This window comes from Pelagicoccus sp. SDUM812005, from assembly GCF_031127875.1.
GTDB lineage: Bacteria > Verrucomicrobiota > Verrucomicrobiia > Opitutales > Opitutaceae > Pelagicoccus.
On the sequence record NZ_JARXIA010000007.1, the window covers coordinates 145,837 to 165,532 of the forward strand.

Annotated in this window: 22 protein-coding genes; 17 read left to right on the top strand and 5 right to left on the bottom strand. The window is 58.0% G+C overall.

Annotated elements, in window-relative coordinates; translation table 11 throughout:
* The first annotated feature begins 8 nt into the window (after positions 1-8).
* The 11 genes from nrfD (at position 9) to QEH57_RS10435 (ending at position 8,564) form a co-directional block, all read left to right on the top strand.
* The gene (nrfD, locus tag QEH57_RS10385; RefSeq protein ID WP_309006670.1) at positions 9-1,319 is read left to right on the top strand and encodes an NrfD/PsrC family molybdoenzyme membrane anchor subunit; all 1,311 of its coding nucleotides are present in this window, start codon (positions 9-11) and stop codon (positions 1,317-1,319) included.
* Positions 1,312-1,866: a DUF3341 domain-containing protein gene (locus tag QEH57_RS10390; RefSeq protein ID WP_309006671.1), complete on the top strand. Its 555-nt coding sequence runs from the start codon at positions 1,312-1,314 to the stop codon at positions 1,864-1,866. The genes nrfD and QEH57_RS10390 overlap by 8 nt, the downstream gene beginning before the upstream one ends.
* Entirely contained in the window at positions 1,863-2,420 is a 558-nt protein-coding gene (locus QEH57_RS10395; RefSeq protein WP_309006672.1) for a cytochrome c, read from the top strand. The genes QEH57_RS10390 and QEH57_RS10395 overlap by 4 nt, the downstream gene beginning before the upstream one ends.
* A 61-nt stretch (positions 2,421-2,481) precedes the next feature.
* Complete coding sequence (locus QEH57_RS10400; protein WP_309006673.1) at positions 2,482-3,453, top strand: hypothetical protein; 972 nt, start codon at positions 2,482-2,484, stop codon at positions 3,451-3,453.
* On the top strand, positions 3,450-3,737 hold the full coding sequence (locus tag QEH57_RS10405) for a hypothetical protein (RefSeq protein WP_309006674.1): 288 nt from the start codon (positions 3,450-3,452) through the stop codon (positions 3,735-3,737). Before QEH57_RS10400 ends, QEH57_RS10405 begins: the two co-directional genes overlap by 4 nt.
* Positions 3,734-4,474 carry an SCO family protein gene (locus QEH57_RS10410; protein WP_309006675.1) on the top strand — a complete coding sequence of 247 codons (741 nt, stop codon included), beginning with the start codon at positions 3,734-3,736 and terminating at the stop codon, positions 4,472-4,474. The genes QEH57_RS10405 and QEH57_RS10410 overlap by 4 nt, the downstream gene beginning before the upstream one ends.
* On the top strand, positions 4,471-5,427 hold the full coding sequence (gene coxB / locus QEH57_RS10415) for a cytochrome c oxidase subunit II (protein ID WP_309006676.1): 957 nt from the start codon (positions 4,471-4,473) through the stop codon (positions 5,425-5,427). Before QEH57_RS10410 ends, coxB begins: the two co-directional genes overlap by 4 nt.
* Positions 5,420-7,039 carry a cytochrome c oxidase subunit I gene (ctaD, locus tag QEH57_RS10420; RefSeq protein ID WP_309006677.1) on the top strand — a complete coding sequence of 540 codons (1,620 nt, stop codon included), beginning with the start codon at positions 5,420-5,422 and terminating at the stop codon, positions 7,037-7,039. Before coxB ends, ctaD begins: the two co-directional genes overlap by 8 nt.
* Complete coding sequence (locus QEH57_RS10425; protein ID WP_309006678.1) at positions 7,036-7,710, top strand: cytochrome c oxidase subunit 3; 675 nt, start codon at positions 7,036-7,038, stop codon at positions 7,708-7,710. The genes ctaD and QEH57_RS10425 overlap by 4 nt, the downstream gene beginning before the upstream one ends.
* Positions 7,707-7,961 (top strand): cytochrome C oxidase subunit IV family protein, encoded by a 255-nt coding sequence (locus QEH57_RS10430; protein WP_309006679.1) that lies wholly within the window; start codon positions 7,707-7,709, stop codon positions 7,959-7,961. Before QEH57_RS10425 ends, QEH57_RS10430 begins: the two co-directional genes overlap by 4 nt.
* A gap of 195 nt (positions 7,962-8,156) precedes the next feature.
* Entirely contained in the window at positions 8,157-8,564 is a 408-nt protein-coding gene (locus QEH57_RS10435) for a response regulator (protein ID WP_309006680.1), read from the top strand.
* 147 nt (positions 8,565-8,711) lie between these two features.
* Here QEH57_RS10435 and QEH57_RS10440 read toward each other — a convergent pair whose 3' ends face one another.
* Positions 8,712-9,578: a PRC-barrel domain-containing protein gene (locus QEH57_RS10440; RefSeq protein WP_309006681.1), complete on the bottom strand. Its 867-nt coding sequence runs from the start codon at positions 9,576-9,578 to the stop codon at positions 8,712-8,714.
* Between the two features lie 718 nt (positions 9,579-10,296).
* Between QEH57_RS10440 and QEH57_RS10445 the strand changes: the two genes are divergently transcribed.
* The 5 genes from QEH57_RS10445 (at position 10,297) to tal (ending at position 13,520) form a co-directional block, all read left to right on the top strand.
* Entirely contained in the window at positions 10,297-10,689 is a 393-nt protein-coding gene (locus tag QEH57_RS10445; RefSeq protein ID WP_309006682.1) for a hypothetical protein, read from the top strand.
* 47 nt (positions 10,690-10,736) lie between these two features.
* Positions 10,737-11,243 carry an MgtC/SapB family protein gene (locus QEH57_RS10450; protein WP_309006683.1) on the top strand — a complete coding sequence of 169 codons (507 nt, stop codon included), beginning with the start codon at positions 10,737-10,739 and terminating at the stop codon, positions 11,241-11,243.
* A 111-nt stretch (positions 11,244-11,354) separates the two neighbouring features.
* Positions 11,355-11,909: a type 1 glutamine amidotransferase domain-containing protein gene (locus tag QEH57_RS10455; protein WP_309006684.1), complete on the top strand. Its 555-nt coding sequence runs from the start codon at positions 11,355-11,357 to the stop codon at positions 11,907-11,909.
* A 74-nt stretch (positions 11,910-11,983) separates the two neighbouring features.
* Positions 11,984-12,340 (top strand): hypothetical protein, encoded by a 357-nt coding sequence (locus QEH57_RS10460; protein ID WP_309006685.1) that lies wholly within the window; start codon positions 11,984-11,986, stop codon positions 12,338-12,340.
* Positions 12,341-12,362: 22 nt separating this feature from the next.
* On the top strand, positions 12,363-13,520 hold the full coding sequence (gene tal, locus QEH57_RS10465; RefSeq protein ID WP_309006686.1) for a transaldolase: 1,158 nt from the start codon (positions 12,363-12,365) through the stop codon (positions 13,518-13,520).
* An 85-nt stretch (positions 13,521-13,605) separates the two neighbouring features.
* Here tal and QEH57_RS10470 read toward each other — a convergent pair whose 3' ends face one another.
* The 3 genes from QEH57_RS10470 to QEH57_RS10480 all read right to left on the bottom strand — a co-directional run bounded on the left by QEH57_RS10470 (position 13,606) and on the right by QEH57_RS10480 (position 15,260).
* Positions 13,606-14,418: an SDR family oxidoreductase gene (locus QEH57_RS10470; protein WP_309006687.1), complete on the bottom strand. Its 813-nt coding sequence runs from the start codon at positions 14,416-14,418 to the stop codon at positions 13,606-13,608.
* 145 nt (positions 14,419-14,563) lie between these two features.
* A complete protein-coding gene (locus tag QEH57_RS10475) occupies positions 14,564-14,782 on the bottom strand; it encodes a hypothetical protein (RefSeq protein ID WP_309006688.1) in 219 nt (72 codons plus the stop codon).
* A 43-nt stretch (positions 14,783-14,825) separates the two neighbouring features.
* Positions 14,826-15,260 (bottom strand): hypothetical protein, encoded by a 435-nt coding sequence (locus QEH57_RS10480; protein ID WP_309006689.1) that lies wholly within the window; start codon positions 15,258-15,260, stop codon positions 14,826-14,828.
* A 504-nt stretch (positions 15,261-15,764) separates the two neighbouring features.
* Here QEH57_RS10480 and QEH57_RS10485 point away from each other — a divergent pair.
* A complete protein-coding gene (locus tag QEH57_RS10485) occupies positions 15,765-17,081 on the top strand; it encodes an NAD(P)/FAD-dependent oxidoreductase (protein ID WP_309006690.1) in 1,317 nt (438 codons plus the stop codon).
* Between the two features lie 149 nt (positions 17,082-17,230).
* On the opposite strand, the gene QEH57_RS10490 is transcribed toward QEH57_RS10485, so the two are convergent.
* On the bottom strand, positions 17,231-19,612 hold the full coding sequence (locus tag QEH57_RS10490; protein ID WP_309006691.1) for a phosphoketolase family protein: 2,382 nt from the start codon (positions 19,610-19,612) through the stop codon (positions 17,231-17,233).
* Positions 19,613-19,696 lie beyond the last annotated feature (84 nt).

A 19,696-nucleotide genomic window follows, 5' to 3' on the forward strand; every position in this document is an offset into this window, starting at 1 on the left:
CGGCCAGATTGGACAGTCTGATCCTAGGGCTTGTATTCGGAGCTCGGAGACGGGTTGGCTGGTGGGCTGCTTTGGCTGTCTCGCTCGGGCTGCTGGGCTTGTTTGTGGTCTCCATCGCGATGGTCGTGGGGCGGGGAATCGGAGTGTGGGGCTTGAACGTGCCGGTGGCCTGGGGCTTCGCTATCGTTAACTTCGTTTGGTGGATCGGTATTGGTCATGCGGGTACGTTTATTTCCGCGATCCTATTCGTTTCGGAACAGTCTTGGCGGGCGAGTATCAATCGGTTTACGGAAGCGATGACATTGTTCGCGGTCGCCTGCGCGGGGGTGTTCCCGCTTCTGCACCTGGGTCGTATCGGCGTGTGGTATTACCTTTTGCCTTATCCCAACGATCAAGGCCTGTGGCCTCAGTGGCGGAGCCCCTTAATGTGGGACTTCATAGCGATCTTAAGCTATGGGACCGTGTCGGCTCTGTTTTGGTTTTTAGGGCTAGTGCCGGACCTGGCTCGCTTTCGGGACCGCGCCCCCAAGCTGTGGCAGCGGCGGGTGTTTGGATTGCTGGCTTTAGGCTGGCGAGGGTCGTCGTCGCAGTGGATTCGTTACGGACAAGCCTACTTACTCTTAGGCGGCTTAGCCACGGCCTTGGTCGTCTCGGTCCACAGCATCGTCAGCATGGATTTCGCGATATCGCTCAATCCCGGCTGGCACTCGACAATCTTTCCGCCGTATTTCGTGGCGGGCGCGATCTTTTCCGGTTTCGCCATGGTGGTGACCTTGCTGGTTCCGTTGCGTCGCATGCTGGGGCTCGGGGAGTGGATCACGCTGCGTCACTTCGACAACATGGGTAAGATCCTACTGCTGACCTCGCTGGTGGTGACCCATGGGTATTTCATGGAGGCCTACCTCGCCTGGCATAGTGGGGATCCGCAGGAAATGGAGCTGCTCAGGCAGCGGTTGAGCGGGGATGCGTCCGCGGTTTTTTGGGCAACGATCGTATTCAATTCTTTGTTACCCCAAATCTTGTGGGCGTCTTCGGTAAGGAGAAACCTAGGGCTGCTTTTCGTTCTTTCCCTGCTGATCAATGTGGGGATGTGGCTGGAGCGCTACTTGATCGTGGTGTCGACGCTGGAGCAGCGTTTCCTGCCGGCGAGTTGGGGCGCATTTAGCGGCAGCTTTTGGGATTGGGGCTTGTTCGTAGGCAGCTTCGGTTTGTTCTTCACCTTGTTGCTGCTTTTCGTGCGGGCGCTGCCGGTGGTGTCGCTGCATGAGATGAAGGAGCACCTTGCTCACGAAACGAAGGAAGGGGGGAGCGATGGGTAAGGAAGAACGGATTTCCTTCGATTCGGGAATCATGGCTCGCTTCGAAGCGGAGAGAGACTTGAAGGCGGCCTGTTCCGCCTGCGAGGAGCTTGGGGTCGGGCCTTGGGAGGCCTTCACTCCGTATGGGGTGGATGGTATCGAAAAACCGGGTACGGAATCGGCGAAGCGATCGGTATCCAAAGGTGTGCTAGTAGGGGCTTGCTTGGCGTTGGCGATTGGATACGCGCTCTTTTATTATTCGTCGGTTGTCGACTATCCGTATCGAGTGGGCGGGAGACCGGTCCACAGTTGGCCGGCCTTTGTGCCGATGCTGTTCGAGCTCGCGGTTTTAGGGGGCGCGTTGACGGCGGTTGGCTTAGCGCTTTTCGGAAACGGCATGCCCGCTTGGGCCCATCCGGTTTTCTACTTTAAGGGGATGGAAGACGTTACGGGCGAAGGATTGTTTCTGTGGGTGAGTTGCGAGCGGGAAGGCGACTTCGAGCAAGTGGAGTCGCTGCTGAGGGAAGCGCGGGCGCTGTCCTGGGAGAGAAAGGAGCACGGAAAATGAAGGCGATGCTGCATGCTGCGACCTATCTGTGGGTCGGACTTTTCATGATGGCTTGCGCGCAGGAGATGCGGGACCAGCCGTATCTGGAGCCGATGGAGAGGAGTTCGTTCTTTGAGGATGGCATGGGGTCGCGACCGGCTGTGCCCGGTACGGTGTCGCGGGAGGAAGGGCGCTACTCTGTCGAGACGCTGACTGGGAAGCGTGGAGATGCCTTCCTCGAGGAAACGCCGTTAGCGGTTGACCGATCCCGTCTGCAGCGAGGCCGGGAGCTCTATGCTATTTATTGCGTCCCTTGCCATGGAGATTTGGGAAAAGGCGATGGAGCGGTGGTTGCCAGAGGCTTTCCTGCTCCGCCATCCCTTTTATTGCCGCGTCTTCGAGAAGCGAGGGACGGATACTTGTATCATGTCATTACGAATGGATACGGGATTATGTATCCTTATGGAAACCGTATCGAGGTAGAGGATAGGTGGGCTATCGTGTCGTATTTGCGAGTCTTGCAGCGAGCTGGGTCCATCGCGGAAAAAAGGAGGGATCAAGGTGCAGGAAATTGAAGTTCCAGAAAGGCCGTTGTCGGTAATGAAAGGTGTTTGGGGCGCGAGCTGCTTCGGATTTATGTTTCTCGTTCTCGGGACAGTGATCGGGCTGCTGGGAGCGGTGGATTTGGCGTCCGCCTATTTGGTTGCCCTGTGTTTTTGGATACAGGTCAGTGGAGGGTGTTTGGCGCTGAGCTTGATTTGGGGAGTGGGCGGCGGCCGTTGGGGTCAGTTGTTTGCTAAGGAGATGGCGGCTAGCCGTTGGACATGGCTTCCGCTGCTGGCTTTGCTGGTGCCGGTGCTGCTCTGGAGCGGAGCTTTGTATGGATTGGAGGATAGCGAGGTTTGGGGCTGGGGAGCTCGAAGTGTCGCTTACCTCGGCGTTCTTGCTGTCCTCGCTTGGGTTGCGGGCAGGCGAGCGGATGCGCGTTGGCGTTGGAGCGGGCCTGGCCTGGTAGTTGTGGCCTTGGTTTTCTCGTTGATCGCTGTCGATTGGATGATGTCGCTCACGCCGCATTTCCATTCCTCAATCTTTCCCTTCATTTGGTTCTCCGATTCCATGCTGGGGGCCTTGGCTTGGTTGGCGTTCTGGCGCATGGGCGGGGATCCGCAGGGAAGCGAGGTGGCTCGCTATCAGTTTGGGAAGCTGCTTTTCGCTGCCGTCTTTTTCTGGGGATACATTGCGGTGTCGCAGTGGATTATCGTTTGGAGCGCCGATTTACCCAGCGAGGCCCGCTGGTATTTGGACCGGACGAGTGGGGCTTGGTTGGGAGTGACGCTCGCGGTGGCGCTCTTGAGGTTTGCGCTGCCCTTTGCTCTGTTGCTGTCCGCATCGCTAAAACGTTCGGCTCGCACGAGCGCCTGGGTTGGCGGGCTGGTGTTGCTGTCGCAATTCATGGCGGCGGGGTGGATGGTATTGCCGTCGCTGGAAGGCGGGGCGGGCGAATTTGGCTTGGCCTTGCTGCTTGCGATTGGCATGGGCGGGATTTGGTCTTGCGCCTGGCTTTACGGCAGGTGGGCTCAGACGAGAAAGGAGGCGGGCGCCTCGTGACGAAGCCTTACGAAGTGGACGAGGACCGGACAGGGCTTTTCGCTTGGAGCGTGGGGGCTAGCTTTGCGCTGATCGCAGTGGCTGTCGTCGTCTCGTGGATACTTGTATCGTTTCACGATCTGGAGCCGGAGGCCCTTGACGAAAGCGAAGCTCCGGTGTGGGCGAGCGAAGGGCGCCGCACCGCAACGTCGGCTGTAGCGGACGGGGACGAGCGGGCTCTTGAGGCTGCGATGGAGGAGATCGCCGCGGAAGCGGAGAACGCGAGAAAGGGGGAGCGAAAGTGAGGCAGCTATTGATCGCTTTCGTTTGCTTCTTGTGTATGGGAGCATCGGTGAGGGAGCCGGAGGAGTCGCGTCCGCTGAAGGGAGCGGTGGTCGATTCGGAGGGGCGAGAGGCCGAGCTGTCGGAGATTTTGGGAGGCAAGCCTTCGCTCCTGATGTTGGGGTATCTGGATTGTCCGCACCTTTGTAGTTGGTCTTTGGCTACGATATGTCGTTCGGTTACCGAATTGCGGGAGGAGGTCGGTCGAGACTTTCGGGTGGTCTTTCTGAGCCTCGATCCGGATGAGTCGCTGGAGGAATTGGCCGCTGAACGGAGGCGCTTGGAGCGACGTTACGGTCGCGGGAACGGATCGGGGTGGCGTTTCTTGAAGGCGGAGGAGGCTGTCGTAAGGCAGGTGGCGAGTCAGGTCGGTTTTGGATACGAAGCGATAGACGGTGGAGATTTCTCGCATCCGGCGGCCTTTTTCGTGGTGGATCCGCAAGGAGTTGCGCAGGAGGCCTTTTACGGGCTGGAACTGCCTGCGGCGCGCTTGGCGGAGGCCTTCGAGGCGGCGAACTCGGGAGACGAACGAAGCTGGGGCGAGGCCTTTTTGATGCTTTGCAAGAAGTACAATCCTTTGACAGGTGGCTACGGTCGTGAAGTGGAGGCGACCTTGAGAGTGGGCGGGGGGCTGACGCTTCTGGGACTCCTCTTAGGGGGCTATTGGACATCGAGGTGGAGGAGGCGTCGCTGGAAATGAAGCCGGGAGTTGTCATGTTTGCATGGTTGCCGGAGCAGGCCTCCACGGTCGCAGGGGAAGTGGATCGCTTGTTCCTGTGGATGTTGGCATTCTGCGTCCTCATTCTCGTGCTGACAGTGGCGTTGGTGGTGGGATTTTGCGTCAAGTACCGCAGCTCCAAGAAACGCGACTCGGAGGAAGAATTGTTGGAGGGGGCGAAGCAGCGGCGCTTGGAGTACCTTTGGATCGTGGCGGCGACGGTGGTTTTTCTCGGATTCTTCGGCTGGTCGGCGAATTTGTACTTTCGCATGTTCAAGCCGTACGAGGATCCGCTGCGAATTTATGTGGTGGGAAAGCAGTGGATGTGGAAGGCCCAGCATGAGACGGGTCGGGGCGAGATCAACGAGCTGCATGTGCCGGTGGGAACGCCGGTGGAGTTGGTCATGAGTTCCCAGGACGTGATCCACTCGTTTTTCGTTCCCGCGTTTCGGCTGAAGCATGACGTTTTGCCGGGGCGGTACACGCGTATCCACTTCACCGCTACGAAGGAGGGGAGCTACGAACTGTTTTGCGCGGAGCTGTGCGGTACGGAGCATTCCGAGATGATAGGGCGGATCGTGGTGCTCTCGGAGGAGGGCTACGAAGCGTGGCAGGGAAGGTCTGGTGGGGCGGGACGCTTCGCCGAGAAGGGACGGCAGCTTTATGAGAACCTCGGCTGCGCGGGATGCCATGAGCCTGGGCGCCTGGTCCCTGCTCCCCCTCTGGACGAGGTGTATGGGCGTTCGGTGGCCTTGGCCAGCGGCGCTAGGGTCGAGGCGGACCGGCAGTATTTGAGGGATGCGATTCTAGCGCCGAACCAGGAAGTGGTGGCGGGGTTTGAAGCGGTGATGCCCTCCTATCGGGAGCAGTTGGAGAACGAGGATATAGACGCTTTGGTGGCGTACTTGGTGGAGAAGGGGGCAGCGCATGAGTGAGGCAGCGGAGACTAACTACCTAACGGCTGGAAGCAGCTTACGTTCTTGGCTGCTGACGCGGGACCACAAGCGAATCGCGATTCTGTACGCGATCTCCATCACGGCCTTTTTCCTCGTCGGTGGGGTGGCGGCAGTTTTGATGCGCTTGGAGCTGGCCACGCCTGGTGGCGATTTAGTGGCCTCGGCTACTTACAACCGACTCTTCACCTTGCATGGAGTGATCATGGTATGGTTTTTTCTGATACCTTCGATTCCGTCGGTGTTGGGGAACTTTTTGGTTCCCTTGATGATAGGGGCCCGCGACTTGGCCTTTCCTCGCCTCAATCTGGCAAGCTGGTATGTATTCATGGCAGGGGGCGTTCTGGCGTTGGGGGCTATCTTTGCGGGTGGCGTGGACACGGGGTGGACGTTCTATACGCCGTACAGCAGTACCTACTCGAACGGGTATGTGGTGGCGATGGTGGCGGGCGTGTTTATCGCTGGATTTTCGTCCATTTTTACGGGTATCAACTTTATGGTTACGATCCACGCCATGCGAGTGAAGGGCATGGGTTGGTTTCAGATGCCGCTTTTCCTGTGGTCGATGTATTCGACCAGCCTGATCATGGTCTTGGCGACGCCGGTGTTGGCGATCACCTTGGCGCTGCTGGCGATCGAGCGGGTGGGCGGGATCGGGATCTTCGATCCTGCCATCGGGGGCGATCCCCTGTTGTTCCAGCACTTGTTTTGGTTTTATTCGCATCCGGCGGTTTACATTATGATCCTTCCCGGGATGGGAGTGGTTAGTGAGTTGATCGCTTGCTTTTCGAGGAATCGAATTTTTGGATACAAGTTTGTGGCGCTCTCGAGCGTAGCCATTGCGGCTTTGGGATTCTTGGTGTGGGGGCATCACATGTTCGTGAGCAGCCAGTCCGTGGTGGCGAGTCTGGTCTTTTCGCTCTTGAGTTTCTTGGTAGCGGTTCCTTCGGCGGTGAAGGTATTGAATTGGACGGCGACTTTGTATCGAGGTCGAATCGTCTTTTCGGCCCCGATGCTGTACGCGATCGGTTTCATTGGCCTGTTTACTTTGGGCGGTTTGACGGGCTTGATTTTGGCGGCGGTCGCGGTCGACGTGCATGTGCATGACACTTATTTTGTGGTGGCACATTTTCACTATATCATGGTGGGCGGAATGTTGATGGCCTACCTGGGAGGCTTGCATTTTTGGTGGCCGAAAATAACGGGCAAGCAGTACTCGAGGCGTTGGGGGCGGGTGTCGGCGGTCCTGGTCTTCCTAGGCTTTAACCTGACCTTCATGCCGCAGTTCGTGCTGGGCTACCTGGGAATGCCGCGGCGGTACCACATCTACGCGGAGCAGTTCCAGCTGCTGAACCTTTGTTCGTCTGCCGGGGCGGTGATTCTGGGGCTCGGTTATTTGCTTCCGTTGTGCTATCTGCTGCATTCGCTCTTTTGCGGGAAGCCCGCGGGAAGCAATCCTTGGTCGGCGACCGGCTTGGAATGGCAGACGGCTTCGCCGCCTCCCGAGCATAATTTCAACGGCAGGCCCTCGAGTCCCGGCGAACCGTATCGCTACGATCGGATGGGCAAGGAAGGAGGGAGCGCGGAAGCATGAAGGCTGCAGGCGTGAAGGAAGCGGAGCTGCAGGCGCAGTTCGACGATGCTGGCCAGCAGGAGCGAGCCAGCGCCCTGGGGATGTGGATATTTTTGGCGACGGAGGTACTCTTCTTCGGGGTGCTTTTCGTGGGCTATACGGTTTACCGGCTGGCTTATCCGGAGGCCTTCGTTTGGGGAAGCGGCCATCTGGATCTGCGCTTGGGGACCTTGAATACGGCGGTGTTGCTGGGCAGCAGCTATCTGGTGGCCCTCGGGGCTTTGACGGCGTCGGGCAAGGGAACGTCGCGAAGGGCTCGGCTCTTCTTCGGGGCGGCCGCTTTGCTCGGTTGCCTGTTCCTGGCGGTTAAGGGGATGGAGTGGTACCACGTATGGGAGGAAGGGCTGTTTCCAGGACGCGGCTCCAGTTCGAATTCGTTTCAGGAAGGCGCAGAAGGGGGGCGGCTCTTTTTCGGATTTTATTACGTGATGACGGGCCTGCATGCCTTGCATGTGTTGATAGGGGTGTGCGTGCTGGCGGTCATGGCTGGCGTGGGAGGTCCGCTGGGCTGGAGGCGTCGCATCGGCAATCGGACCGCCTGGGAATTGGCAGGGCTGTACTGGCATTTTGTGGATATCGTGTGGCTGTTTCTTTTTCCACTGTTGTATTTGATCGAAAGGAGCGGGGGATGAAGCGTTTGACCTATGCGTTTCTTGCATTGCTGCTTCTGCTCGGGGTCTCGGTGTGGATCGCGACCTTGCCCTTGGGGGCGCTGGGCTGGCCGGCGGGGGTAGCGATCGCCCTCTTGAAGGCCCTAGTGGTGGTCGGGGTCTTCATGGAGTACCGGCGGCAAAGCTGGGAGTCGAGGGCGGCTGCTTGGGCGGGGGGAGTGTGGCTGCTTTTCCTCCTGGCTCTGGTGTTGGTGGACTTGGGAACGCGTTAGGCGAGCGGGCGGGAGGGGGCCGAGCGGGCGATTGGTGTTCCGCTACCCGGAGAAAGGAGGCTTGAGACCTAGAGCGTTAAAGCTTTGTTCTGCTCCAAGGAAGCGGGATGCAGATTGCAACTTTCTCGATCGTTCGTTACGGATCTGTTGACCTGCGAGGGGAGCGCGGGTTTGTTTTGAACTGTGTCAAGCTCTGTGAGGAATCCAAATGCGGAAAGCGCCGCTGTCGCTAACCGTACTAAAGGTAAACGTGTTTTGTTGGTTGAGGATAATATCAACCAACAGCGGATGTGCATTCTAGCCTTCCGGTGCAAGTTTCCGCATCACGAGATGAAGGCGGCGAGCACGGGTCGCGAAGCGTTGCGCATCGCGAAGGACTTTTCGCCCGAAGTGGTTTTGGTGGATTTCGGTTTGCCCGATATGGATGGCTCCGAGTTGGGCAAGCTCCTGCGGGAAGATGCGGGCTTGGAGAACGCGGTTTTCATTTCGCTGTCCGGCAGCGGCGAACCCGAGGATTTTCAACGGAGCGAGGCTGCAGGCTATGTGAAGCATGTCGTGAAACCGCCCGATTTGGACGAATTGGAGCGAGGCTTCTGGGCCTAGGGAGAATCCGTAGGGACCGTTTGGATACGAACCGGCGGTTGCTCGACTGCTCACGTAAGGGCGGAAGTGTAGGCCGAAGCGCGCCCAAACGAAAATAGCCGAGTCCTAGGACTCGGCTACGGGAAAGTTCGTTGAGGACTTCCTATCTTAGTACTTGCGGACCTTGATGGAGTTCTCGATCTGGAGGTCGCTGTTTTCCTCGGCGAGCTCGGCGGCGCGCTTCTTGGCTTCTTCGCTCTTTACGGTACCCTTCAGGACGATGCGGTCATCCTTTTTCTCGACCGTTACGCTGGCGAGATCGGTAGCGTTGTCGCCGGAGATGAGGGCGCCGCGAACGAGGGTGACGTCGTCGTCGAAGGATTGCTTGGCGCTGTAGTAGCCTTGGCTGTCGTCAGCGCTGTCGAAGTCGATGGGCTCTTGCTCTGCGAGGGCAACGACTTGGCTCTTGGTGGAAGCGAGCGTGAAGCGTTCCTTGCGGGCGTCCCAGGAGAGCTCGTTGGCAGGAACAGCGACGATGTCGTCACCGATGCCGAATAGTCCGCCTACGGAGATAAAGGCCGTGACGCGGCCCTGGCCCTGCATGGACTGGCTTCGCATGGACGACTGGCTCTGCATGGATTGGTCTAGTTCGCCCCACTGGCTGTTGGCGTCAGGCAGGTGCGTTCCCTTGTTTTCCTTCCGATCCTTGTCCATGTGACCCTTGTTGAGGGAAGAGGGAAGGCCGCTGATGCCGATGTCGGCGATGTCGCCGATCTTTTCGCCTGCGTTGTCGTACACGGAGGCTCCGATGAGGTCCTTAGCGGTGACTTGACGATCGAGCGAGTCTTGCGTCACGCGGTGCATGCGCTGCGATCCCATGGCGCTCTGGTCGTGGCGGTCGTACTGCGAGTGGGCGCTCGCTTGCTTGCTTTGGTCGTTACGGTTGTATTTCGAGGAATCGTCCTTTGCGGCGAATCCTGTCGTTGCGATTGCGGTTGCTGCGATTGTCGCAGGAATGATGTGTGAGATTTTCATGTTCAGTTGGTTATTATTTACAGATAATATAGTTTCAGTTTCGGGATCCGATAGGATCGATTCCGAGAACCCTATTGCTAGCATCGCGCCAAGTATCATTCCGTGCCGCTAGGCCCTCTGCTATATAGTAGAAACTTATATTTGCTAAAGGCGCCGGGAGCGGATGCATGCTTTTCGCATGCGTGTTCCCTCTATTTTGGTGCGCTTTGCGAAGGGGAAACACTTTATTGTACCCGGATAAACAATGAGGTCGCCGCTTTACGCGGATCGAGGTAAAAGGGGGCAGCGTTGGCAGGGGGCGCGGAATTTCAAGGCGGCGGTGAAGCGAAAGGGTTTACCGGGCGTTCCGCCGCGCCGGGGTTGTCTCGGAACCTTGCTAGGTCGCGCTCCTAGGTCAGGTCACGAGCTTTGTATCGAAACACCGCTGGCCTCTGGAATGGGCGCCTCGTTTCGCCGCGAGCTTGGTAAGTGCGAGATGCAATAAGGAAAGTGGCAATTTGTTACCCGTAAGCGGCTAGCTTCGAGGGTGCGGACTGGGAAGGCATTTTTTTGTTCGCGCGTTATTCCTTTGTTAAGGGGGCTGGTGGGGGCGCTGACTGAGAAGGAAACCGGCGTATAGGGGATTTGGCGCGATTTTTGTAGTTAAGCGGGCCCTCGACTTTGGCATGCCTCCAAGGTCTGGGATTTCCTGTACCAACTAACCATCAACCCAACGCGAATGAACCTACTACGCTCGTCGGCTTGCAGCACTCCAGAAATCGATATCCGCAATAAAGATCGGGGACGGATGGCGCCCCCGTACAGTCGTGAAACGCGCATCCGAAGCTTGTCGGATTGCGTCGCTTGGATCGTCAGGATCGCGAAAGCGTTGGAGAAGGAGTTCTGGTTGCCGTTCGCGTTGCGCGGGGCGATTCTCGAAGGCATTGCCAGCTTGCGCCGACTGGCTGACGATGGCGGCTTGAGTCGTTCGAAGGCGATCGAGATCGTGGGCCAGTTGAAGTCCTGCTGCTTATTTTACAAGGACTTGTTCGGCCACTCGCAGACCTTGAACCTCGTGAGCGAGCTCGCCGATGAGGTCGCCATGCAGGAGAAGTGGTCCTTTTCGAACTAGGAGCCAGCGAGGAACACGATAGGGCGGGCCGGAAGCCTGTGGCTTGAATGGATGTTCTGATAGAGGTAGCGAGCGTCGAGGAGCAGATCGTTCTCCTGCTTAAGGTTTTCGGAGCCATGGCCCTTGGCGGAGTCATCGGCCTGGAGCGGGAGCTCAACGATCGGCCGGCGGGATTTAGAACTCACATGCTCGTCGCGGGCGCCTCGTCCGTGTTGGTCAACGTGGGTGAATACCTGGTGCGATGGTACGCGCAGGACGGGCTCTCGGAGCTGGTGGAGGCGGATCCGTTCCGAACGATCGGGGCGGTGGTGACCGGGATCGCGTTTCTAGGGGCGGGCACCATCATCCAAAAGGAGAAGAAGATGACGGTGCATGGTTTGACCACGGCGGCCTCCCTTCTTTTCTGCGGGACGATCGGCATCGCGTCCGCGGTGAACCTTTGGGTGTTCGCGGTGGCGCTGACCTTGTCCAGCGTAGTGTTGCTGCGGTTGTTGCATCGCTTCGAAGGGTGGCTGCTGAAGAAGAAAAAGGCGCCGCTGGATAAGTCGTTATAGCATTTGTTTGGATCCCCTAGTGGCGCGGCATTTGCAGGCTTTGTAGCGACCTTTAACGGATGGATTCCGTGGGTCGATAACTAGAAATATAGAATGGGAGAATATAATACTATGATTGAATTATCAGGAACGAAGGTGGCCCTTTTAGTGGCTGACGGATTTGAGCAGGTTGAGTTCGTGGATCCTAAGGCAGCCTTGGAAAAGGCTGGCTCCACGGTGGAAGTCATTTCTCTCGAGGAGGGAGAGGTGCAAGGAGTGAATCACGGCGAAAAGGCGGATCGCTTCCCCGTGGACAAGGTATTGTCCAGCTCGAGCGAAGCGAGCTACGCCGCCCTCCTGCTACCAGGCGGAGTCATGAATCCAGATACCTTGAGAGCGAAGCCGGAAGTATTGAATTTCGTGCGATTGTTTTTCGAGCACGACAAGCCGGTCTACGCTATCTGTCACGGGCCTCAGATCCTGGTCAGCGCCAATGTGGTGCGGGGCCGCAAGATGACTGGATACCACTCGATAGAAGCCGACCTCAGGAATGCGGGAGCGCAATGGGTGGACGACTCGGTAGTGGTCGATGGTAATTTGGTGACGAGCCGTAATCCGGACGATCTTCCCGATTTTTGTCGGGCCATCGTGGAGCACTTGGCTGATCACCTCGCTGCGTATCGCTAGGCCAATAGAATTGCCGTAGGGCGAAACGGGTCCGAGCGGATGCGTTTCGCGTCTCTTTGCGGGGGCGTGAGCCCGTGGCATCAAGTTTGGAAGAGGTAAAGGGGGAGATGGAGATGAAGGACAAGGAAGGTCAAGAGATCGATATCGATCTGGAAAACGGCGAGCGTATTCGAATTGCGAGTACGCATATCGGCGAGCCCGAGAAGGCCTTGGTGGTGGAGCGGGCTATGGAGCTGGCAGCACTCGAAAGCCGCCCCGGAGCTCCGGAGAGCGAAGATTTCGAGAAGGCCGCCAAGGAATTGAGCGTGGATGCGCGCGTTATGGATAGAGGGGGATCTGTCGATTTGGATGGGAGCGGGTCGGGCTTGGGTTCGACGCAGGTGCTCAACCAAGGCGATGGAGCGGATCCCGAAATCCATTCAGGGAAGTAATGAAAAAGGAGATACAAGTAAGATGATGAATTCGGAAGGAATCGATACGGTTCGCTTGTGGAAGCTAGCGGAGTGTGGACAGAGCTATTGGCTAGACAATTTGACGCGAGAGATGTTGCACAATGGAGAATTGTCCGCTCGCATCCAAGGAGAGGGCCTGCGAGGCATAACCAGCAATCCCAAAACGTTTTCGGACTCGGTACGATCTGGGACCTTGTACAACGAGGAGATCGAAAGCCTCGTGGCCAAGGGCGAATCCAGCGAGTCGATTTACGAAGCCCTGATGGTCTCGGACGTGCAACGCGCCTGTGATGAATTCGAGAATTTGTATCGGGATACGGAGGGCCGGGACGGCTATGTCAGTATTGAAGTCGACCCGCGCTTGGCTCGGGAAGCCGAAGCGACCCTCGTGGCAGCGAGAGGTCTTTGGAAGAAGGTGAATCGCCCGAATGCGATGATAAAGATCCCAGCCACCGTAGACTGCCTTCCGACGATCGAAGAAGCCTTGGTAGAGGGGATCAACGTAAACATCACGCTCATCTTTTCCGTATCTCGGTATCGCGAGGTTGCGGCGTGTTACCTGCGGGCTTTGAGGCGCCGGGAAAAGGAGGGCCGCGAAGTGGATCGCCTCGCCTCGGTGGCGAGCTTTTTCCTGAGCCGGGTCGACGCCAAGGTCGACGGGCTTTTGGAGGCGGCTGCCGTTTCGCCCTCCGAATTGGAGCTTGCCGAGGCCTTGCGGGGCAAGGCGGCGATCGCTCTGGCTCGAACCGCGTATTCGGATTTCAAGGATTTGAGGGAAGGAAACGCTTGGAAGGACGCCCTTGAGTCTAAGGGTGCCAGGCCGCAGCGATTGTTGTGGGCGAGCACCTCCGTGAAGGATGATCGGTATCCGGAAAGTTACTACGTAGACGCGCTCGTTGGAAAGGAAACGGTGAATACCATGCCGGAATCCACAGCGGAGGCCTTCGCGAAGCTGGGAACGGTGGAGAAGGACGCGATCGAGCGGCGCGACGAAGAACCTGAAGGCGTTTTCGAAAAGCTTTGCAGTTTGGGAATCGACCTTGAAGCGGTGGCCCAGGACTTGGAGGAAGAGGGGATCCAGAAGTTTGTGGATGCCTTCGAGGAAGGGTTGCTCAGCGTGACGCGGCAAGCTAAGCAAGTAAGGGGCGACGCTGTCTAGGATAGGGAGCGTCAACCTTCATCGTCAAAGTCGCAGAAGCCGACTTCCCCGCGTAAAGGGGAAGTCGGCTTTGCTTTGAATGGGTTTAGAGTTGTTTCCGTCCGCCCGTCACTCCGTAGATTTCGGAGGTGATGTAGCTCGCTTCCTCGGAGGCGAGGAAGACATAGACAGGAGCCAGCTCGGCGGGTTGGGCGGGTCGCCCGAAGAGGGTGTTCTTCCCGAAGGATTCGACGGCATCGGGCGGCATGGTAGCGGGAATGAGCGGAGTCCAGACCGGGCCGGGCGCCACGGCGTTAACGCGGATTCCCTTATCGATGAGCTCTTGGGCGAGCGACTGGGTGAAGTTCGCGATGGCAGCCTTGGTCGCGGCGTAGGGCGCGAGGTACGAGCTCGGCGAGAACGCTTGGATAGAGGTCGTATTGATAATGGAACTACCCGGCCTCATGTGAGGAACCGCGGACTGGGTGAGGTGGAAAAAGGCTTCGATATTGGTTTTGAATACATGGCGAATATCGTCCTCGGGTATTTCCTGGATGGATTCGTAGGTTTTTTGGAAGGCAGCGTTGTTGACGAGGATGTCGATGCGTCCGAATTGCTCGACCACTTGTTCGACGGCGGAAACGCAATTGGCTTTTTCGCTTTGGTCGGAGCGAATGGGCAGGGCTTTGCGGCCGCTGTCGATGATCAGGTTTTCGGTGGCGCGGGCGTCTTCGTCCTCGCTCAAGTAGGTGAAGGCGACGTCGGCTCCCTCGCGGGCGTAGGCGATCGCGATGGCCCGGCCGATACCGCTGTCGCCTCCGGTTATGAGGGCGACGCGTCCTGACAGCTTTTCGCAGCCGCGGTAGGTCTCTTCCCCGTGGTCTGCCTTGGGCTGCATTTCGTATTCGCTCCCGGGCATTTCTTGCGTGCTGGAAGGAAAGTCCGGTCGGGGATGTTTCGTGTTTGGATCTTTGTTGGGTTGAGGGTCCTGAGTTTGCATGGTTGTTAGCTATTGCTTTGGTTGGATTAAATAGGTTGCCGCGAGGCGGTTGCGTTTGGTCCGTTTAGGCTTTTCGCTGAGGCGTCGAGGGGGAATTGCGTTGGGCGCTTTGACGCTTCGTCTTGGGAAGCGGTTGGGCCCCTTCGTCTTGGGGCTTGTCGAAGGTGACGCCGCGCTCGAAGGGAGTGCGTTCGTGGGGTCGCTTTCTTTGCTTGAGAAAGGAAGCGACGACGATTGCGATTGCTATAAAAGCGAGGACTGCGAAGACGTGCCAAGTGAACATAATGCGTAGGGGTTGATGAGCTGGGTGCGTTGTAGCGATTCAGTTATTCCTTGGTTTGACCCACTGCCGTCGCGTATTCCTGTACGGTTTCGTAGGCGTCGTCACGCAGGGCCAACCAATTTTTCGGGTCCGCGTCCTCGAGTGCTGAAACCTTTTGGTTTGCCTCCTTGCGCAGGGATTCGATTTCTTGCGAAGGCTGTTCGGGAGCGGTTTGGTCCAGCTTGTCCAAGGTGAGTCGCAAGGCGGCGATTTCATTGTTCCGATCTTGCGGGGCTAGCTCGGAGTTCTCTCCTTGTGGCTGCTGGGCGGGGGCTTCGTTGGCTACCGAAGCGGCATTGGCTTCAGCGGTAGGGGAGGGCTCTCCTTGCTCTGGGTCGGCGGTCGCTGCTCGGTAGATCATATTGGCGCCCACCATGACAATGGCAGCGAGGGCGACAGGGAGGGCGATTCTCTTTACGTATCTATTAAGTTCTTTCACGGTTCTACAAGGTTGATCGTTTTGGTTTTATGCTTTGCTTTCCCAGTAGCTAAATCGGCGCCGATCGATGCGATGATGCCTTAAAATGCGATAGAACGGATTTCTATTTGGGCATTGTTATAGGGTAAGGATACGCCGCTAGCGAGGGAGAGAGGTGTTGTATCTAGAGCCCTTGCGTATTGCGAAGCGGAGACTGTGGCATCGTATTAGCTAGGTGTAAGGCTATGGGAGAAGAAGAACGAAAAGCTAGAAAACTGGGTATCCCTTTGATCTTAGTCGGAATGGGGCTGATTGTGCTGTATTTCATTGCCCATCAGCTCCTGATTGAGCCGAACGAACCGGATCACGTGGAGCCGGCGCCTGTAACGGAAGGGCGTTGATATAGCTTAAGATCGGGGCGGCTGTTCCTGTTGCAATGTGTCGTAGCAAGAAGGCGTTTTGCACTGGATCAGCCGCCCTTAGGTTAAGCTAAACATTAAACCAGCAACGAGGAGCCACGGTGATATGGAAGGCGTAAGAAAAAGGATATTAGTTTTAGGGGGCGGATTTGGAGGGCTTGCGTTCGTCAAAGCCTTTGATTGCCCCGGCGTAGAGATAACGCTCATCGACAAGGAGAACCATCACCTCTTCCAGCCTCTTCTTTACCAAGTCGCTACGGCGGGACTTGCTGCTCCCGATATAGCGGAGCCTTTGAGGACTCTTTTTTCCAAGCGGAAAGAAGTGCAGGTCTTGATGGATGAGGTGCGGGACATCGATCTGGAAAAGAGTTTGGTAAGGACCCCGCATCAGAGCCTGAGCTACGACTATCTCGTGATTGCCCTAGGCGGGCGCACCAATTACTTCGGCAAGGATGATTGGGAGAAGCACGCTTCCGGACTGAAAACCTTGGCCGACGCTCACCGGATTCGCAACGAAGTGCTCGGCGCCTTCGAGATGGCCGAAAACCTTGCGGAGGACAACGCGGAACGGCGTAGGTTGATGAGCGCCGTGGTTATCGGCGGAGGTCCAACGGGCGTGGAGATGGCGGGGGCTTTGGCGGAATTGACACATCGGTACTTCAGGAGGGATTTTCGTCGAATCAATCCGAAGCAGGCTCGCGTAATCTTGGTCGATGTTGCGGATCGCGTTTTGCCGATGTATTCAGAATCTCTGTCAGCCAGCGCTAAGCGTCAGCTGGAGGGGCTCGGTGTGCAAGTGATGACAGGCAAGAAGGTGGAGGATATCCAAGCCCGCAAGGTGGTATTGGAAGATTTTGAGATCGAAGCGGAGAACATCATTTGGACGGCTGGAGTTTCCGCGAATCCGGTGGTGGAGAAACTTGATACGCCGAAAGCGAAGGGAGGTCGCTTGAAGGTGGAGCCTGACTGCAGCTTGCCGGGGTACGCGAACGTCTTTGCGATCGGGGACATCGCTGCCTTGGAAGATGCGAAAGGGAAGCAGGTGCCGGGGGTGGCTCCGGCGGCAATCCAGATGGCGAAGCATGCAGCGAAACTCATCCAGGCGGAGATAACGAGGGGCCGCAGCCAAGGCGAGGCCGCAGAGCGCGAGTCCTTCGTGTACAGGGACAAGGGGCAGATGGCTACGATTGGGAGGAGCCGAGCGGTGGCATCTGCCATGGGGCGCGAGTTTTCCGGTTTTGTGGCCTGGTTCGCTTGGCTGGCAATTCACTTGGTCACCTTGGTGGGAATGAGGAATCGCCTTTCTGTATTTATGAAGTGGATATACAAGTACGTGCAGAATAAGCCGGGGGCCCGGATTATCTGGCGTGCGGCGCCGGGTCGCGTGGAGGTCGAGCGGACGAGCGATCGCCTGGTGCTGTAGAGAACCGTGGTCGCAGGGTTGCTTGAATGGTGGCTTTTCGCGCCCGCTAGAGCGTTTTTCGTTTAGTTAGCCGTACTGTGTGATGAGGGAAACGCGGCGTGCCCGGCGGTCCCGCCCTACCTTATGCGAAAGATGAAACGAAATATGCTCTAAGCAGGGTTTTTAGCTCGGAAGTCGGAAACCTCCGGCATGTCGGCGCCGTGGAGGCGAATGTAGTTTGCATGGCGGTCGAGGTGCAAGGCGGCGAAATCGGCGAGGCGGTTGGCGTCGGAATGGTCCGGGAGGGCGTGGGCAACTGCGTTCATTAAGCTGTATCGATCCAGCTTGTTGCTTACCAGCATGTCGAAGGGAGTGGTGGTGCCTCCTTCCTCCAAGTAGCCGTGAACGTCGAAGCGTCGGTTGTTGCGGCGCTCGTGGAGAAGTTGATGGACGAGGCTCGGGTAGCCATGGAAAGCGAATACCACCGGAACGTCCTTTGGAAAGAGGGCTTCGAATGCGGCGTGGCTCTTGCCGTTGATATACTGATCCGAATGTTGGATACAAAGGAGGTCGACGATGTTGATAACGCTGAAGCGGATGTTGGGGGCTTGTTGCTTGAGCAACGCGGCGCAGGCGATCGTTTCGAGAGTCGGCACGTCGCCGGCGCAGGCGAGCACGATCTCTGGCGTTTCGTCCTCGTTGAGGTTCCCCGCCCAGCCGATGCGTCCGAGGCCTTCTTGGCAATGGGCTTGGGCCTCCTCCGGACCGAACCAGAGGGGAGCGTCCTTTTTGCCGGTGACGATTGCGTTGATGGAATTGCGGCTGCCGAGGCAGTGGGCGACGGTGTATAGGAGGGTATTGGCGTCGGGTGGCAGGTAGATGTGGGTGAGTCCGGCCTTTTGGTTGAGCAGATGGTTCAGGAAGCCGGGGGCCTGGTGGGTGAAGCCGTTATGGTCCTGTTGCCAGACGTGGGAGGAGAGCAAGTAGTTGAGCGACGCGAGCGGCGTTCTCCACTTGGTCTCCTTGCTGACTTTGATCCATTTCGCGTATTGGTTGACCATGGAGTCGACGATGTGGATGAAGGCTTCGTAGCTTGAGAAAAGGCCGTGGCGGCCGGTGAGCAGGTAACCTTCTAGCCATCCCTGACACAGGTGTTCACTGAGAGCTTCCATGACGCGACCCTTGGGAGCGAGGTCCGTATCGCCTTCCTCCGGTTTGCGCATCCACACCCGATCGGTGTTTTCGAATACGGGGTCGAGGCGGTTCGACTCGAACTCGTCTGGCGAGAAAATGCGGAAATTGTCAGGATTATTGGATACGACATCGCGTAGATAGATCCCAACGGTTTGGGAGGGATTCGCGGAAGCTTGGCCCGGCTCGGAGAGAGGCTTGGCGTGGGCGCCGAGGTCGGGAAGGATCAGGTCCGTCAGAGCGTTGCCTCCGTTCGTCTCCGGGCAGAGGCTCATGGCCAGCCCTTCGGGAGGGAGGTTTGCCTGCACGAGTTCGCTGGGGACCCCGTGGTCGTCGAAGAGTTCGTCGGGGCGGTAGCTTTGCAGCCAGGTCGCCAGTTGCTCCAGTTGGGTCCTATCGCTGTGGACGTCGGCTAGGGGAACTTGGTGGGAGCGGTAGGAGCCTTCTACCGGTTGGCCGTCGAGCGACTGGGGACCGGTCCATCCCTTCGGCGTTCGCAGGATGATCAAGGGCCAGCGAGGGCGTTGGCCGGGCTGGCGGTTGGCGGCCTGCTCGCGGATCGCCTTAATGTTCTGGAAGCATTGGTCGAGGGTCTGGGCCATGGTTTGGTGCATGGCTGCGGGCTGGTCGCCTTCGACGAAGCGCGGTTCGTAGCCGTAGCCGCGAAACAGGTGTTCGAGCTCCTCCGCGCTTAGGGCGGAGAAGAGGGAAGGGCTGGCGATCTTGTATTCGTTGAGATGGAGGATTGGCAGGACGGCGCCGTCGCACTGAGGGTTCAGGAACTTGTTGGCGTGCCAGGAGGTGGCGGTCGGGCCCGTTTCCGCTTCTCCGTCGCCGACCACGCAAACTGCGACCAGATCGGGCTTGTCGAGCACGGCCCCGAAGGCATGGGCGAGAGCGTAGCCGAGTTCGCCGCCTTCGTGGATCGATCCCGGCGTGTAGGGCGAAACGTGGCTGGAAGATCCGCCGGGCCATGAGAAGGCTGTAACCAGCTTTTCCACGCCTTCTGCGCGGTAGGGAAAATCGGGATACGTCATTTCGTAGGCGCGATCCAGGAAGGCGCAGGCGTTGACGGCGGCCCCGCCGTGTCCGGGACCGGCCAGGAAGAGGCAGCGGGATTCGGTCTTGCGGATGACGCGGTTGAGGTGGGCGTAGATAAAGGTGAGGCCGGGGCAGGTGCCCCAGTGGCCAAGGAGTCGGGGCTTGAGCTGGTGAGGAGCAAGAGGCTCTCGCAGCAAAGAGTTTTCTTTAAGGTAGATTTGGGCGGCCGAAAGGAAGTTGGCTGCTCTCCAGTAGGAATCGACGGGCGCGAGCTCGTTTTGCAGCTTATTTGTTTCGCATGATTCAGACGTAGCGGACATGCGGCCGAATTTGCAGTTTTCGGGCCAAGTGAAGGGCTCCGTTTACGAGCCTAGGGGCATTCGCGAAAGGACTGCATTGCGCAG